The sequence below is a fragment of the Flavobacterium sp. SP2 genome (genome assembly GCF_057626655.1).
The window spans coordinates 509,871-528,936 of record NZ_JBVHBT010000002.1; the positions used below are offsets into that span (position 1 = coordinate 509,871).

At 31.9% G+C, this 19,066-nt stretch carries 7 protein-coding genes; 4 read left to right on the top strand and 3 right to left on the bottom strand.

The features are described from left to right. Position 1: 1 nt before the first annotated feature. The 4 genes from ACZ098_RS06770 (at position 2) to ACZ098_RS06785 (ending at position 13,069) form a co-directional block, all read left to right on the top strand. Positions 2-10,747, top strand: coding sequence for a SpvB/TcaC N-terminal domain-containing protein (locus tag ACZ098_RS06770; protein WP_487310982.1), 10,746 nt, complete (start codon positions 2-4; stop codon positions 10,745-10,747). A 4-nt stretch (positions 10,748-10,751) separates the two neighbouring features. Continuing rightward, positions 10,752-11,183, top strand: a complete 432-nt coding sequence (locus ACZ098_RS06775) for a hypothetical protein (RefSeq protein ID WP_487310983.1) — start codon at positions 10,752-10,754, stop codon at positions 11,181-11,183. 205 nt (positions 11,184-11,388) lie between these two features. Continuing rightward, positions 11,389-12,381, top strand: a complete 993-nt coding sequence (locus ACZ098_RS06780) for an RHS repeat domain-containing protein (protein WP_487310984.1) — start codon at positions 11,389-11,391, stop codon at positions 12,379-12,381. 10 nt (positions 12,382-12,391) lie between these two features. After that, positions 12,392-13,069, top strand: a complete 678-nt coding sequence (locus ACZ098_RS06785) for a hypothetical protein (protein WP_487310985.1) — start codon at positions 12,392-12,394, stop codon at positions 13,067-13,069. A 217-nt stretch (positions 13,070-13,286) separates the two neighbouring features. Here ACZ098_RS06785 and ACZ098_RS06790 read toward each other — a convergent pair whose 3' ends face one another. The 3 genes from ACZ098_RS06790 to ACZ098_RS06800 form a co-directional block, all read right to left on the bottom strand. Further along, complete coding sequence (locus tag ACZ098_RS06790) at positions 13,287-14,579, bottom strand: DDE-type integrase/transposase/recombinase (protein ID WP_487310986.1); 1,293 nt, start codon at positions 14,577-14,579, stop codon at positions 13,287-13,289. A gap of 293 nt (positions 14,580-14,872) precedes the next feature. Then, positions 14,873-17,992, bottom strand: coding sequence for an efflux RND transporter permease subunit (locus ACZ098_RS06795; RefSeq protein WP_487310987.1), 3,120 nt, complete (start codon positions 17,990-17,992; stop codon positions 14,873-14,875). Positions 17,993-18,421: 429 nt separating this feature from the next. Further along, the gene (locus ACZ098_RS06800; protein ID WP_487310988.1) at positions 18,422-18,775 is read right to left on the bottom strand and encodes a hypothetical protein; all 354 of its coding nucleotides are present in this window, start codon (positions 18,773-18,775) and stop codon (positions 18,422-18,424) included. Positions 18,776-19,066: the final 291 nt, after the last annotated feature.

The following is a 19,066-nucleotide window of genomic DNA, read 5'->3' on the forward strand; positions in this document are numbered from 1 at the left end:
CATGAAACAGTCAACTAACAAGAGTAATAACAAAACTTTTGGAATAAATAATTCTGCATTAAAAGCAATACATTATATTGTGCTTTTTATCATGTTGCACATTACATTTATTGTACCAGCACAGGGTGTGGTGTTTGCCTATAAAAAAGTTTTTAAAACACTAAAACCGCAAGGAAATCTTAGTCCAAATAATTATTTTCAATTAACTAACAGTTCCTCTGTTGTGCCTAAGATTGTGTATCAAAAACAAATACAGTCCAATCAAAATAGTCCCGTTTTAGCACAACAAGATGATTATTCAAATAAAATTGAAAATACCCCAATAGATTATCCAACACTAATTAGCTCCGATTTAAAGGAAGGAACTATCGGAATTTCAAAACTAGTTCCAATGGATAATCCATCGGATAATTTATTTAAATTCACACTTAATGGATTACCGTCAAGTCAACAAAAAGCAATTCTTACTTACGAACTATTTGGAGTTGAAGATCAAAATTCGGTAGCAAGAAGTATTAATGAACGCTTTTCTATTGGTGGACATTTAGTTAAGTTAAACAATCGGTGGACTACTCAAAGAGAGGAGTTATCTGTTAGTTGGTTAAAAAATGGAGAAAATAAAATTTTGTTTACAACTCCAAAAGGAGCTGATTTTAATTATAAAATTAGAAACCTACAAATAGAAATTACAAATCCAACTTCTGATATTTCCGATGTGGTTGTAGTTCAAAATAATGATATTACTTTAAGTAAAGATAACAAAATCTACATCAAAGGGTTTGTTAAACATATTGAAAACAATGATTTAATTATTGATGTAGAAGGGACAACTTTAAAACAACAATCTTCAGAATTTGAAGGGTTCGTTACCTTAACAAATGAAATAAAAAATAAAAAGTTTGTCGTCGTAAGAGCTTTTGATAAACAAGGATTGTTAGGACAACAAATAATAACTCTAGCTGATAAACTCTTGGATGCAGATGCCTTGTATTCAATAGAAACAAAAAAGTCTTTTGAAAAAATTAATGTTAAAGCATTTGAAAAAACAATAGTATCAATTGAGGGTGCCTCTATTGAGGTAATTGATAGTGCCCTTACTCGAGATAGCGAAATTTCGATTTTTGAATTAAGAAATGTTGATTTCGCTCCTGTTGGAGCTGATTTTACAAATGTTACTAAAAATGGTCTAGCATTTAGATTTTTACCAGATGGTACTACTTTTGCAAAACCTGTAACTATTACACTTGCCTATGAGCCAAAACTAATACCTTTTGGTTATACTGCTAAAGACATCAAAACATTTTATTTTGATACTAAATCTAAAAGTTGGCAAAGTGTTCCTGTTGTGAGTTTTGATGAAAAAAATCATACCATAACAGCACTGACTACTCACTTTACCGATTATGTTAATGGAGTGATTCAAGTTCCTGAGAGTCCTGAGACCAATGCTTATACCCCAACTTCTATTAGTGGAATTAAAATTGCAAATCCTGGAGAAAAGATAAATCTTATTGAGCCTCCAACGGCAAATCAAGAAGGTGATGCTAATTTGTCTTATCCTATTGAGATTCCGGCAGGTCGCAATGGGATGCAGCCCAATCTATCAGTGAGTTATAACAGTTCGGGAGGCAATGGCTGGATGGGTTTGGGTTGGAACATCACAACACCGTCAATAGAATTGGATACACGTTGGGGAGCACCTAATTTTGATGCTACCACAGAAAGTGAAATCTACACCTACCAAGGAGAACAATTACTACTTAAAAATGGGAATAGTTTTTATTTGGCTAATAAAGCAAATCCAATTTCTAGAGTTCCAAATGCTATGTTTTATGAAAGAGTTGAAGGGGCTTTTAACAAAATTCAAAGAGTTGGTTCTACTCCAAGCACTTATTCATGGAGTGTTACTGATAAATCAGGAACCATATATACCTATGGCACTACAGGAGCCACATTAACAAATAATTCAGGAAATATTGTCCGTTGGTTGTTAAAAAAAGTGCAAGATGTAAATGGAAACTTTATGGAGTACTTTTATACTACTAAATCTTTTACAGGGTCAACAATATCAGGAGGAAGACAAATTTATTTAGAACGAATAGAATATACAAAACATGCTTCACTACCTTCTTCCTATTCTATAGTTTTTAATAAAACGACTTCAGTGCCTAAAGACTTAAACGGAACACCAACATCATTTACAAGAGAAGATAAAAGCATAAATGCCCGACTTGGATTTAAAGAAATTACAGATGATGTTCTTGAAAGTATTGACGTAAAATATGGAACTAATCTTGTTAGAAAATATAAGTTTTTTTATAAGCAAGGGGTCTTCAAAAAGACACTGTTAGAGAAAATACGACAGTATGATGGTGTGGGCCTTTTATTCAACGAGCATAAGTTAGAATATTATGATTATACCACTGATGATGGAGGCAAACCGATGTTTGGGAATGAGGTGAGTATAACTGGACTAGCAAATGACGGTGGTGATTTACAAGGTTTAAATTCTACTTCCCTTGGCGCTAGTCACACTTCAAGTTACAATGCTGGTGTTGGAGCTACCGTAGGATTTGTTGATAGTTTAAGGTTTTTTGAAACCTTAATCCCGCTTTCTCAATCAGGTACTGGTGGTGTAAACGGCGGTATCTCAGGAAGTACTTCGTCGGGAAGGATAACGTTTCTAGATGTTGATGGAGACGGTCTGCCAGATAAATTATTCAAATCGGGTTCACTTGGTTATAGAAAAAATTTAGGTAATAATACCTTTGACACTCCAAGAAGTATTCCATCAATGGATCAAATTACAGAATCAGAGTCATTCTCGAAATTTCTTGGAGTGAGAGGAAATTTCACCTCTGGTGTTTTTGCGGGAGCAGAAAGAACTTGGACTAACTCCTACACAAACTCCTACTTGGAAGATGTTAACGGAGATGGATTAATAGATGTCGTGAAAGACAGAAAAGTATATTTTAATTCATTAAACCCTTCTGCTATTCCTACTTTTACAACTCTAAGTAGTAATTCTCCTAATATTATATATCAAGGACTCACCACAGCTCCAGAAGCAACCCAACTTCCTACTCCAATACTAAATAATTTTCCCTATGATGTTGTAAAAGTTTGGCAAGCACCCTATGATGGATCCATAGAAATTACTGGGATTGTTTCCATAGCTACTACTCCTATAGCGCCTTCTGATGGTGTTTATTTTTCTATTGAAAAAGGAAATATTGTTGGGGACATTACCACAACAAACCCAACGTACAACGCAAATGAAAATGCGCTTGTTACTGGATTTCCTATAACTCTTGATTCCACTTTACCTTCAAAAAATTTAAGTACAACATTAAGTGTTACTAGAGGACAACGACTTTATTTTAGAGCCAATACCATAATAAATGATAAGGATGATTTAATAAATTTTGATACTTCACAAATTTCGATCAATTATATCTCAGCTATTAGCACAGTAGCCTCTATGCCTAATATAGAGCAAGTGGATGCAAACCAATTATCATCTGTTAATAATAACGCATCGGAAGGCTTTATTGTTTCAGCAGATCAAAAAATATCCTTACCAAAAAATGGCACGTACAACGTTTCGTATCCTACTTTTTCAATTAATAATCCATTCTACAATGGGACAACAAGCCCAATACCTGTTCCTGAATTATCAGATGAAGTAAAGCTTATAATAGAAAAACATACTAGAACCGTTGTTACAAACCCTACTAATAACAGCGTGGTAACTGATACCGATTTAGTATCAATATTAAATTCAGGAGGAATTCGTATTAAAGTTAACACAAACAATACTATTGATGCATTTGTTATCAATGATAATGTAACCAGTATAGATACTGATAATACAGATAACACTACAACACAAGTGTATTATTTATTTAAAATCGAATCGAATTCAAATGTAGATTGGAAAAAAATTAGCGATTTGTGGAAACCAAAAATAGTAATGCCAATTCCAAATAGCGCAGTACCCGGTTCCACTACTACAGATGTATATCCAGTTGCGAATCTTAGTATTTACAATCAAAAAATAAGAACAACCGATGCATCAGTGGTAAGTGCTACTCTTATTGATAAATATGCCAATTATATTGTTCCACCTACTATGAATACTACTGGAACTACTAGAAAAATTTATCAAATGCAACCTATTTTTCCTATAGTTACTGTTGGAAGCGTTAGGAAAAATAATTTTGGTACTTGTACTACTTGTACTTCTACAGCAGAGATAAGAAAATTATACCTTACTGTTAAAGGAACCAATAAAAACTTACTTTTCCACAATACAAATGCAATTACAAATGCCTTACCTACTGCAGCTCTTCAGCAAACAAATTTGGCTAAATATGAAATAAGTATTAACTATAATGGAGATATTTTATCTACACCAACCACAGGAACTGTAAGTGGTATTAAACGATTTAATACAGTAACTGGTGCATATGATATAGCTATTGTAGGTCCTACATCAACTAGTGTTACTGCAACTGTGCCTCAGAGTACGCTAATCAATGTAATCTTTGATGCGATAAATAGTCCAACAACAGTTGCAACACAAACTAAAAACAACAAAATTTATTTTGAATATTTTACCCAAGACCCTGTAATTGCTAATGCTTTAGCTACTGTTCCTTTTGGTGCATCAAGAATTAGAGCAGGAGCTACGACAGCTTGGAATTATGCCAACAATGTAGCTACAACTGCTCTTTACCCAAATATCTTCCTTAAAAAAGGTAATAATATTTTTGGCACTGATTATAGAAATTGGGGACAGTTTGCTTATAAAACTGAGAAAAGTGGCTCTACTATAGTAAGAATTAGAGAGTCCGAATTAATTCCCAATGCTCCTTTAACTTCAGCACAGCAGAGTGCTGCACAAACAGCAATTACAGCTTGTGGATCCGCTTCACCTCCATTATCTGATGCTGATTATCAAACTTGTATCGAAGAAGCGCTATACCCATCTGCAACCAATCCACTAAAAAGGATCTTCCAGATGATTCCCGATGTCACTTTAATAAACGGTATTTATACTAAAAGATGGAAAGGAACTCAAGACAAAATGTATGTGTCTCAAAATGAGATGAGTCCAAAAAACAAATATGATGAAACAATTGATACACCCATAATTCCAAACCCAACAATCACCGCAACGTCTGAAGCCTTTGGAATAGTAAAGAAAACTAAAAGTACTTCAAACTCTGTTACCCTTGGAGCAGGTATTGGTGCATTTACCAATTCGGGAGATAATAAAGTCTTGAACGATCATAGAGATATAAATGGAGATAATTATCCTGATTTTATTACTGAAAATTCTTTTCAATTAACCAATAAATTAGGAAATCTTTTCCCTACTATAACATCTCAAGGATATAGACAAGAATCCAATGGAACTGGATTTGGAACTACTGTTTCAGGGAGTATTCCTCGATTTAATTACATACCCAAAGGAAGTAATGGAACTACAACCAATCAAAGCTCTAACGCTGGCTCAGGGAAAGATATTGGGTTCAATGGTTCAATTAGTTCTACAACTGATGAATCTAAAAGCATTTTATTAGACATCAACGGTGATGGTTTATCAGATAGAGTGGATGTATATGGTGTCAATTTAAATATTGGTGGTACTTCCTCATTATTTGAAGGTATTACCTCTTGGGGCTATGGCAATGTTCAAAAAGGAACAACCGGTTCAGTTGCTTCTGGAGCAGGTGTTAGTTTATTCACAAATAGTGTTAGCCTTGGACTGGGAATCGGAACATCAACTACTCCCAATCCACTTGCCAACAGTTCAGAAACATTTTTAGATATTAATTCTGACGGTCTTGTCGATAAAATTGAAGGGTCAAATGTTCGTTACAATTTAGGAACAACTTTTGCTTCAACAACAACTTCTATAAGTAATTTTGATAAAGCTAGCCAAAGTCTTTCCATTAATGCAAGTATTAATGCCGGATTTAGTTCTTGTTTCTATTTCCCTATTATAGTTCCTATTACACCTTTCCTATTCTACATTACTGGACCAAAATTCTGTGCGTGTGGTGATGGAAGTTTAGGTTATGGTATTAATAGCGAATCGCTCATAATGAGTGATGTTAATGGAGATGGGTTCGTTGATATTGTTAAATCCAATAACGAATCTGAACTAAAAGTCCGCTATTCCAATATTGGCAGAACCAACATGCTCAAAAAAGTTACCAGACCTCTTGGTGCAACGATTACAATGGACTATGCGGTTAACAATCCTATTACTGGAACTAAGATTGGTAATACCTACAAGATGCCATTCGCTAAATGGGCATTAACTAGTGTGGTAGTAAACGATGGTCAATCAGGCGATGGTGCAGATAATTTAACCACAAAATTCGAATACTTAGAAGGTGTTCAAGATAGAAGAGAACGCACCTTTTTAGGTTTTGGAATCGTAAAATCACACAATATTAATTCTGCCAACACGGTGTATAGAACTTCCGTTTCAGAATATGCTACAGCAACTATTCCTGATTCTGAATTGTATGTGGGATGTTTGGACAATCGCATCAGACAATACTTCTACAAAAAAGGGGTTCCTACAAGATCTTACATGGTAGATGGTCTTGGAAGAATGCATAGTGAAGTGGTATACTCTTACAAATACTACAATCCAGGTATTCCGACACCAACCACAACGGTAGCTGATTACAACACGGCAACAAGTCCAACTATACCGCTAGCAACGGGTACTTTCAACGCTTCAAGTTTTTCTGATAACTCAAGAGTGCTTCCACTTCTTGTAGGAACGAACTCCAAAGTTTGGGAATTTAATAATGAGACTGCTGGCGCTTCCTCGCACATGAAACAACAATTTACTACCATAGATGTATACGATAAATATGGAAATGTAAAACAATTTCAAGACAAAGGTGCCAACTTAACTGATATTGCTGATGATATTAAAGTAAACATGCTTTACTTCTATAATGCGAACAACGTAGTGAACGTTCCTATGGAACATAAAGTAACCAATAGTGGTGTAAACTTTAGAATTAGCAGAAATTTTATCAATTCAACAGGTGATGTTACTCAAATTAGAAAGTACTTAACAACTTCGCTAACAGCAAACTATGCCTTATACGATATCGAATATGATACATTTGGTAACGTGACAAAAGTAATACATCCTAAAGGTGCTTTGACTGACTCTAATACTAGTAGAATGAGCTACACCTATACGTATGATACGGGTACAAAAACTTATATCACTAATGTTATTGATGCCTACGGTTATACGTCTTCTACTACCTATAATTATGGTCTTGGTGTTCCAACACAAACTACAGATTTGAACAATAATGCTATTGTATATAAATACGATACTTTTGGAAGACCAACCGAGGTTAAAGGCCCTTATCAAAACGATTGGACTATTAAAAACCAATATTTTCCAAATCTCACAGTTCCCGTAGCTGTAACTGCGCATTTTGATGATACTGATCAAATTTATACTAGTACTTTTATAGACGGACTATCAAGGGTAATCCAAACTAAAAAAGAACTTCAAAGTTGCAGTTGTCCCGAAGGTAGCGCTTCCTATCGTTTGTCTGTATCAGGCAAAATAGTATATGATGAATTTGGAAGAGCTACACATTCGTACTTAGGTAACGAACAAGAAAATTGTAGTGGTCCGATACTAGATGTTTTAAAACAATTTATTTCATTTCCTAACAACCCAAATGAACTTACTACAGCAACGTATGATTATCTTGATAGACCATTACTATCAACTGTATACGGTCTGTCTGCTGGTGATGCAACCACACAAATGAAGTATACCTATGGAGAAGACCGCTTTGGAGTAATTCAATTTAAAAAAGAAATAATCCTGCCCAACGGAAATGTTTCTCAAAGTTTTACCGACTCTAAAGGCAGAGTTACTTCTTCTAACCAAATTGGTGCCGGAGAAACCTATTGGACAAGTTTTGTTTACAACAAGTTAAATGAACTTCTTAATGTTAGAGATGCTAATGATGCCATAACCTCCTACACCTATGACAATTTTGGAAGAAAACTCACAGTAAACCATCCCGATGCTGGTGTGGCTACTTTCAAATACGATCTGGCTTCAAGACTTAAAGAATCTACCAATGCCAACCTATCATCTGTTGGTCAAAAAGTACTGTATGGTTACAACATCAATCAATTGACAAGCGTTACATTTCCTTCGCATACTGTTGCTTATCAATACGGAGCCGCAGCAGCACCAAATAATGGTGCGGGACGGTTAATTTATCAATCAGACCTTACTGGCGAACAATTTTTTAAATATGGCAAGTTGGGCGAAGTTACAGTCAATAAAAGAACTGTTGTTGACCCACTAGGAGTTTCAAGGGTTTTTGTTACTGAATTCAATTACGATACTTGGGGTAGAATAAAAAGTTTAATCTATCCTGATGGTGAAGTGGTAAAACATACGTACGACAAAGGAGGACTTATAACCCACATTGAAAATACGGATGGCCAAGTGTATTTAAAAAACATTTGTTACAATAAATTCGAACAGCGTGCAACGGTTGTTTATGGTAATAACACCACAACAACCTATACTTATGAACCGCAACAACTCTTGGCTCAAATGCAAGTGACTACGCCATCGGGAAATTCGTTTATGAATAATGGTTATCAATATGATTTAAACAGCAATGTTACTCAAATAGAAAATACAGCTTCTGCAATTTCTCTTTACCATTTAGGTGGTACAGAAATGAAAACGTTTACATATGATGATTTTAACCGCCTAAAACATTCTGAAGGTGCTTGGTACGGAGAAAATGAAGACCATATTTTCACGCTTGATATGGAGTACAATTCATTGCACAATATTCTCTCTAAAGTGCAATTGCATCAAACAGCTCCTGTAGGTACCAACAGTTTTTCTAATACCAACAATAGTGTAAACAATTATTACAGTTACACAGGAGGTGGACAGCCACATGCACCATCGACTATAGATGTATTTGACCCCGAAACAGGAATGCAATCGGAGCAGGTAAACAATACCTATGATTTAAACGGAAACCTTAAAATCATATCGCATGATAATTTAGATACTGGCACATCTACGGTAAGAGAGCACTATTGGGATGAACAAAACCGTCTTCAAGCCATTGTAGATAATGGTGCTGCTTTCCATTATGTTTATGATGCAGCAGGTGAACGCGTTTTAAAAAGTTCTGGTAGTAGTGCGAATTTAGTGATAAATGGTACCCAAGCCACCTCACTTAGTAATCCTGGTACTTATACCATGTATCCTAGTGGCTATGTTGTAGTAGGTCAGCACGACTACACCAAACACTATTATACCGGCTCACAACGTATTGCCACACAAATGGGTAATTTAGCAGCTGTTAACAATTTTGAAACTACATTATCCAAACAAGCAGCGCAAAATACTGACGATTCAATCAAACAAAAAACCACACTAGATGCTAAAAAGGTAGTACTTCAAAAACAACTTACCACTATTTTTGAAAAAGCCAAATTAGCTAAACCTAATTTTACAAGTACTGCAGCACCAATTGCTACTGATGAGGCAGCCTGTCAAGCGCATTATGATGCCTTATTACAGTATTGGTTTAACTTACTTCTACTTCCTCCTGCTAATAATGATGAAGTGGAAGATTGCATTAAACTAATTACCGATGCCTATGCAAGTACCCATAGCTATTGTCAAACCTTAGCAATTGTGAGAACTACAGGAAGATGTTATAGGGAGTTTGAAAAACCAAGGGCTGTGTGGTGGTACCATCCAGACCATCAAGGAAGCAGTTCTTACCTTACGGATTTTACTGGTTCGCCAAGCCATTATTACAATTACTTACCTTTTGGAGAGGAAATGGTGGCACAAAACACGTCTTCTTACAATAATGTTTACAGATTTTCTGCAAAAGAGTTGGATGAAGACACAGGATTGAGTTACTTTGGAGCTCGGTATTATGATCCTAAGTTTAGTATTTGGTTATCTGTTGACCCGCTGGCCGAGAAGTTCCCAGCTTGGTCTCCGTACAACTACACTATGAATAATCCTATCAATTTAATTGACCCTGATGGTAGAGAAGTTGCTAAACCACCTTTAAAAGGAACTAAAGAATTTAATAGTTTTGTAAAGGATATAGTTAATAAAAACAGTGGCCCAGTAAATTGGATTGATAAAGATGGTAGTTGGACATATGATGCAAAAAAACAATCTTGGATAGGATTTGATGAAAGCAAAGGGAATAATATTAGTTTTAATAAAAAAATCATTTCTGACGATGCAAATAAAGCAGCTTCAGCTGTGAGTACGGGTTCAGGAGTAAAAGATTTATTAATAGAAGGAGCAGTTGCTCAAAGTAGTAATACAAAAATTTATAACGTTACTGATGATATTGTATCAGCAACTTCAGGAGTTGGTGCTGCTAAATATTTAAAATATTCTAAAGGAGCTGGAGTTCTTTTAGGAGCTGTAGGTACAGCGTATAGTACAAATGAAGCAATAAATCAGTATCAATCTGGTGGTATGAACGAAGTGATGCAACATAGAGATGGTCTTGATGCAACTGTTGGAGCTGTAGGTTTAGGAGCAACTGCTTTAACAACTTTAGGTATAATAAGTAATCCTGTTGGTTGGGGTATTGGTATTGGATGTTTGGCTTATGGTGCAGGTTGCTTAATATACGATGCAGTAACTGAAGAAAAAAAGTAAGATTATGAAGTTCTATTATATATTATTTTCGGATGCTATAAACAAAATTTTGACTGTTGAAAAGAGCAAAGATTTGTGGAAGTTTTACACACTTATCTTTATTTCATTTGCAATGGGATTAAATTTACTTATGCTGAAGTTTATTTATTTTGAATTAAATACATTTAAACAATATACAATTTTAACTAATCTTAACATTACTGGCTTTCAAAAGATTGATGGTATTTTAACATATTTTACGTTTCATTTGTTTCCATTTTTAATATTAAATTATTTTTTGATTTTTTATAAAGACAAATACAAAGAGATTATTGTAAAATACAAACATTATAATGGAAAATTAATTGGTTGGTACTATGCTCTTTCCTTTTTCTCTTTTCCTGTACTATTTGTTATAGGAGCTATAAAGTATTATTTTTTTGGCTCCCTCTATTGACCAAGTTAAAAAATAGAGTTTTTAGATTATATATAAGTGGTTATGATAAAGGGAATTAATTAACACAAATAGAATACAAGTTATTCTATATCAATACATTCGAATTTTCGAATTAAGCCTTGTAGAAATATTATGTTTCTACAAGGTCTAAAAAAATAACAAAACAAGTGATTTCTGTTTGAATAAAACTTAAATTACAAAATAAATGTTCATTGATTTATTGCCAGATTTTCCCGACCATCTAGGAAGCAGTTCTTACCTTACGGATTTTACCGGTTCGCCAAGTCATTACTACAATTACTTGCCATTTGGCGAGGAAATGGTGGCTCAAAACACGTCTTCTTACAATAATGTTTACAGATTTTCTGCAAAAGAGTTGGATGAAGACACAGGATTGAGTTACTTTGGAGCTCGGTATTATGATCCTAAGTTTAGTATTTGGTTAAGTGTGGACCCATTAGCGGAGAAGTTTCCCAACTTTTCACCATATAATTATTGTTTTCAAAATCCAATAAAGTATGTTGACCCTGATGGTAGAGCAGCGTATTCTCCAATTTATGATAGTAAAACAGGAAAATACTTAGGTGTTGATAGTCAAGGCTTTTTAAGAGGTGAAATTCTTTTTATGGACTCTAGTAAATATAATCAATTATCACAAAATGGAAGAATAAATCATAATGTTGCTGTTAATAATAGTATCTCAATATCTCAACTGCCAAGTAATGAACAAGGAATGAATTTATTTTATAAAGCCGTAAATCACGTTAGCAAAACAATGGATAATTGGTTTTACAATAATAATCCTTCAGAAAATCTTTTTGGAAAAGACATAAAAGTCTTTTCAAATCAATTAGGAATTGGAACTAAAGGATCAAATCCAAAAGGATATAGTATAGGAACCATCGGACAAAATGACTCAATATTAGATGATGGAATTAATCCGGATAAACGAATTGATAGAATATCGATGAATTTTGATTATCGAAACATTATTAATACTGCTCCAAATATTTTTTCACTATTTGAACATGAGTTCTATGGTCATGGGGAAAATGGTTGGAGAAATAAAGTTGGTCAAAGTGAAGACCCACATAAAAAGGTTTATAATTTTCAAGTAAATACATTTAATTTTAGGCATTATGTCAATGGAAAATATAAAGAACTAACTTTAAAGAAAAATAAAGCTCAAGGCAATTAAAAGTATTATTATGAAATCAATAAAAAAATTTATTATAGCTATTTCTTTTCTTTATTTTATCATTGCATGTAATGATAAAAAAAAAGAAAGTAATTTAATAAATATTAAATTTGAGAGCTTTGAAATTGTTTTAAAGAGTGAAATTTCAACAACACCTTTTTACTATTTAAAATTTTCAATAGAAAATCTTAACAAAGAGCAATCAAATTTCTTCTGTGCAAAATCTTATAAAAAAGACACTAAAATTCATTCAAGACTTTATTTATTGGATACTGTTAAAAATCAAATGATTGAAATTTATAGTAATTCAAGACCGATAATTGAAAAAGGTGATAAACAAGATATTTATGCCTCAATAAATTTATATGAAAACAAAGAATATTTTAAATTAAATGATAGTTTTTTCAATGAAAATAACTTTAATGTAGAACCACTTAACAATCTATTTTTAAAGTCACTTAATAATTCTATTATATTCTACCAACAGGATGAACGAGACTTAAATGGATTTATTATAGATATTTCAAAACCAAATCTACTTCAAAAAAATACAATGACTGTTATCAGTAAACCCAAAAAAATTACAAAAAAATGGTACGGGGCTCCCTCTATTGATCTAGACAAAAAATTAAAGAATTTAGATTATATGCAAGTGATTATAAGTAAGACTATTATACAAAGCAGATAGAATGCAAGTTATTCTATATCAATACATTCGAATTTTCGAATTAGGCCATGTAGAAACATTGTGTTTCTACAAAGTTTAAAAAATAACTAAACAAGTGATTTCTGTTTGAATAAAACTTCAATTACAAAATAAACGTTCATTGATTTATTGTAGAGATTTAAAAAAAGTAAAATTATACAGTGTTATGAAGAATATTTTCAATTTTTTAGACTGTTGTCTATGCAGATAACTTGCAACAATAATTGCGATTTTCTTCCAATCTTTGTTTATTGGATTTATCTAGTACGATTTTGATATTGGCAAGTTCAGGATTTTCATGGATTTCCTCTGGTGTATAAATTTTATGTTTGTGGCAAGGTCGGCAGTTATTGTAATCTTCAATAAAGAATTTTAGTTCTTCATAGATTGTTGTAGAGAGAATTTCTTTTGTTCTAAAGTAATAACTTTTCATAATTTTGTAGGGACCTTCCACGATAGAATTAGAAAAGGTTACATCTTTTAGAGCAATTTTCTTATTGATGTTTACATGGCAGTTTTTAATAAATTCATGAATGGTTTTATTATTGTTTTCTGTTCCGCCATCAACAATAAGATCTATAGATTGGTTATCGATAGTTACATCAAATTCATTTTTGATGGCTAGCTTTACAGTCTCGGTTCTGATTTTGGAACACTTTTTTGTGGAGATATCCCAAGCAACTATTTTTCTTGAGAAATTATCAACTACGGTGTAGATGTAAAAGATAACATTATCTAGAGTTTTATATTGTGAGATATCCATGTGCCAAGTCTCATTTGGTCGAGTTGCATTAAAAGATCCTTTTTTGCGTGGTTTCTTTTCAAGTTTTCTAGATTTTGAATACCCAAGCCTTCTAGCATATTTATACCAAGTTGATTCCGCCATAGAAATAGCACCATCTCGAAGAGCCTTACCCCAAATAGAACGAATACACCAAGTTTTAAACTTAGAATTATTCATATATTTTTTTAAAACAGTTATTTCTTTATTCGAAATTTGTTTAGGTCTTCGCTTAAAGCATTGCCCAATTAGTGATTTGGAACAAGCAAACTTTCTATCTGATAGCCAAAACGCATATTGTTGCTTTTTAATCATTAAAAAACGAAGTAAGTCTTGCTTAGCAATTGGAAAGTCATCACCTATGTTTTCTAATAAATCAACAAAAATATTTCTATTATCTTTGATAATCTTCCTTAGGCTCTCCTTCCCTATTAATGTTATTAAAGTTATATATAGTTTACCGAATTGAACAAATGCTTTTCTGCTCAAAGCAAGACGTCTATCAAGAAATAATTTGGTATCATCCAATCCTTCCTCTATTTGTGAAACGTAATCGGAACCCAAATATTTATCTGGGCTCTCTCTTTTCCAATAATGAGAAGTAGAATTTGGAATTGATTCTATGAAAGTCTGTGGCAAAAGTTGCTCTTGGAGTCCTAAAGCAAAACAAGTTTTAACTCCAGTGTGGTAGGTATTATAATTCGTTTTCATTTTTCTTTTTACAAGATATGTCAAATTGAAATCTTGTTTTTCTCTACTTTTATTATAAATTTGGGTGCGGTAGCAATTCGAAAATTCGAATTAAAAATATCAAACCCTTGATGGTTCGATGTCCAAGAAGGGTTGATTTTTAGGCTAATATACAAAAAATCAAACGATTGCGGTTCGAGAATCAGTCAGTAGGGGGAGCTAGGGAATTCTTATTTTGAATAAAAAAATATTACAAAAAGAATTGACCAAAATTAAACCCTTTTTCGAACTGGCTATGACTTATTATATAATTTTTATTTTTTAATACAAAAAATAGGTAAAAAAAATGTAATTGCTAGTAAAGTGAAGAATAATCCTCCCATCGAACCAATTGCTAAAGCAAACCAAAACACTTCATTTTGACCATTAATTACAAAAGGCAGAAAACCTAAAAAAGTAGACAATACGGTCATTCCAATAGGAATAATTTTATTTTTGTAAGCTAAAATAAATATTTGAACCACATTTAATTCTCTATTATTATTTTTGATATAATTAAATTCATTAAGCAAAAAAATTGAAGAATTTACTGATATTCCAGACAACAACACAAAACTTGCAAAACCACCTTGATCAAAATTAAAAGCAAATAAATAAAACACTAAAAAAACACCAATAAAAGATATAGGTATAACACTTAAAATTATTAATGGCTGAGTTAAACTTTCAAACAAAATAGAACAAATAAAATATATTAAGACTATAATTAAAAACAACAAATAAATGTAGTTACTTTTTTTCTCATCATTAAAGTCCCATAAATTAGCATCTTTCTCAAATTTATAGCCTAAAGGCAATTTTAGCTTTAATTCATTTAAGCTTTTTTCTAAAAAATCATTGCCAAATTTAAAATTACCCGCATATTGAAATGCTATAATTCTAACATATTCCTGATTTTCTTTATCTATCTTTTCAGCACTTGGCTCTTTAGATATAAAAGCAATACTTTTAAGATTTATAAAACTTAAATCTTTTAATAAAACATCATTTTTAACATTCCATAAATCAAACTTGGAAGCATTTGTACTTTCAAACCTAACAGCTTCATTAATACCATTTACATTAATATACAAATCACTAAACTTTGAAACTACTTTATCATTTATACTTTGAAAAGCATCAAATGAATTGGTTTGATATAACGCTAATTTCTCTTTATCAAATTTAAATTGATATTCAAATGATTTTTTTCTTCCATAAAAACTATTGTCAGTAATAATAACGTTTTGAACACGAGGATGTTTTTCTAATTGGATTCTTAAACTATCAGCCCAAGTGGATAGAACGTTATAATTATAACCTATTGCTTTTAACTTGAAGTTTATTGGTTCATTATCACTGCCACCATTCCTAAATCCATTTCCGACGCCATAAATTTGCCAATCCATCCCACCAAAATCAAGAACTTTTCTTATCAATTGTGACTTTAGTATATAAGGAAAAGCAGAATCTTCAAATTCCTTTTTAAATACAATTTCAATTGTAGCCCTATCTGCACTTTGCACATGTGTGGTAAATTGTTTAATTTGAGTAAATGAATTTAAATAATTATCTAACTCTATAAAGGCTGTATTCATTTGATGAACCGTAGCACCTTTTTCCATTAATGCAGAAACATACAATTTTGTTTCTTTGTCATTTTGATAATTAGCATTTTCAAAAACATAAGTTGAAAACAATCTAAAAGTACCACCAAGATAAGTGTCGCAAAAAGGTCTTAAATTATCAATAAACCATTCATTGCCAATCGTGGAGTTGTATAATTTTTCATACCAATACTTATTCTCTTCTACTTTAACAGGCAACATAAATATCGGTAATCCAAACAAAAGGATAATAGATACAATTGTTAGTTTTTTATACTTTAATAAAAACAACAATATCTTTTCATATAGTATTACTAAAAAATCATTGCTTTTAATTTTTTTTCCTTTAGCAACTCTTAAAGGAAAACGTTTTAATAATGCAGGAATTAATAGTAAAGCTGTAAACAATGAAACTCCTAAGTTAATAATTATAACCCATGCAAAATCAATTAAGTTTTGTTTGTATTTCTCATCTAAAAAATAAATAGCAGATAAAGCACCAATTGTTGTTAATGTTGCTGCCAACAATGGTAAAAACACTTTGAGATTATTATTTTTCCTCAAATGATCCATCATGATAATCGTATTATCAATAATCAATCCGAGCGAAATTGTTACACCTGCTAAAGAATATAACTGTATTTCTATTTTAAAAAGATAATAAAAGATTAAAGAAATAGCTAATGTTGTAGTCATTCCAACTATTAAAATCATCACGTATCTGTAACTTCTGCTAGCCAATAAAACAAACAGAAATAATAGTAGTATGGTATAAAAAGAACGACTATAAATTTTATTTAATTCTTGCGATAAATAATCTGAGGCATTATAAGATTGATTAATACTAAAGGTTTTAGGTAATTGTTGTCTCATTTTTATTACCGATGATTCAACTTCTTGAGCAAGTTTAATTGTATTTACATTTTGCTCAGCATAAACTGCCATAGTTATTGCATTCTTTCCATTTACACGAAAATAATTTTGACTCTCTTGTTCTTTATGGACTACTGATGCAATATCATCTAAGTAAATAATTTTTCCATTAACTTTTTTGATAGGAATATGTGCATTAAATAATGTGTTAGGATTATTCAAAGTTACATTCAAAATTCTATTATTTTCTTCAATAACCCCTAAATCAGAAGAATTATAGCATTCTTGTAAACTAACTATTATATCATTTTTTGAAATATTAAGAAGATTTAACTTATCTGGATTGTAGGTAATAAACCATTCTTTTTGATTTGCTCCATAGACAGAAACAGTACTTACTCCATTAATTGCAACTATAGTTGGAGAACAATTTTGCATAACATAATCCTGAATTTCGCTTGGTGTAGTATCTCCAAATATGGTATAGATTAGTAGAGCATTATTTTGTTTCTCCTCATTTGGTTTATTTAAACTAATAATAGGATAACTAACTTCATTAGGCAATTTATTATACAATTGTCTAATAATGGTAGCAACTTCAAACCTAAGGTTATCTATATCATTATTTTTATCCAATTCCAAAATAATAGTGCCAGTGCCTTCTTCAGAACTCGATATAATTTTTTTTACACCTTGTAACACACTAAAACCAGATTCTAAAACAGACGTTACTTGGCTTTCTACAGAGAAAGACGATGCGCTAGAATAGTCGTAAGAAACTGTCAAAGTAGCATGTTCATCACTTGGGTTTAATTGAACAGAAAGTTGTGGCAACAACATAAGCCCAACAACAGACAAAACACTAAATAAAATGATGATCTTGAATGACGATAAGTGCATTACTAATTTTTGCATAAAGAAAATACTATTTTATTGCAAAGTTCATTTTTTTTTTCAATTAGCACCATGAAGTCGTTTAAACTTTTTTGATTGAAGCAAAAAAATGAGGATTTTTTTCTAGATTTTGGCTTTTTTACTGCATAGCACTACAGGGTAATAAAAAGAAATACATGAATCAGAAAGACATTTTGTAGCCAATTGAAGAAAGTTTAAACGACTTCTTAGGATTAAACCCAAATTACGCATTAGAAATCTATTCCAACCTAAAACTACTTCAAAAATAAGCACTTACTCTTTTTTTAAATCTTAAAATATTAATATATTCCAAAATTTAAAAAAGTCCGTGAGCACTTATTTTTATTGCGTTTTTAGCTTTCATAACGAAGTCTAATGCGTAATTTGGGTTTAAAAAAAATCCCAATAATCAAATTGGGATTTTGTCTTTTAAGGATTTGGCTTAGTACTTGCTCTTTTGCGTTCGCTTTTCTTTACTCCTCCAGCCATTTCATACTGCGAACTATTTTTGCCAAACTTAGTTGCAACCCCTGTCAATACTCTATCATTCCAATCTCTTACAACGTCTATTTGAGCAATACATTCGTTATATAAATCATCAATAGTACTCCATGCGCTGTTATAATTTGCCAATTTGGTGCTCAACAAAGTAATTTCTGTTTCATAATTGGTACCGGTAATACCATTGCCTAAATCGATTTCCGGATCAATACTTTTTACAAATGCTAAACGAGTGACACCTTTTTCTAGGTCTCTCACTCTACTTAATTTTTTTCTTGCCATCTCTTTATAATTGTAAAATTATACTACTATTATAGAAAAATCGGGTTTGTAAAAAATATTTCTCATTATTTTAACATTTTTATAACTTATAAACCTCTTTTTTTTTATAAAAAAGTACTTATTTTATATTTTATAAATATCTATAAATGACTATTTCAAACGTTTCCTTAAAACTAGTCAACGTTTTTTAATAATACTCAAACATTTGCTTTGAACTAGTAAGCATTTGTTATACACTAATAAGGATCTAGCATAAATTAGTAAACTTTTATTAATAATGTTTACTAGTTT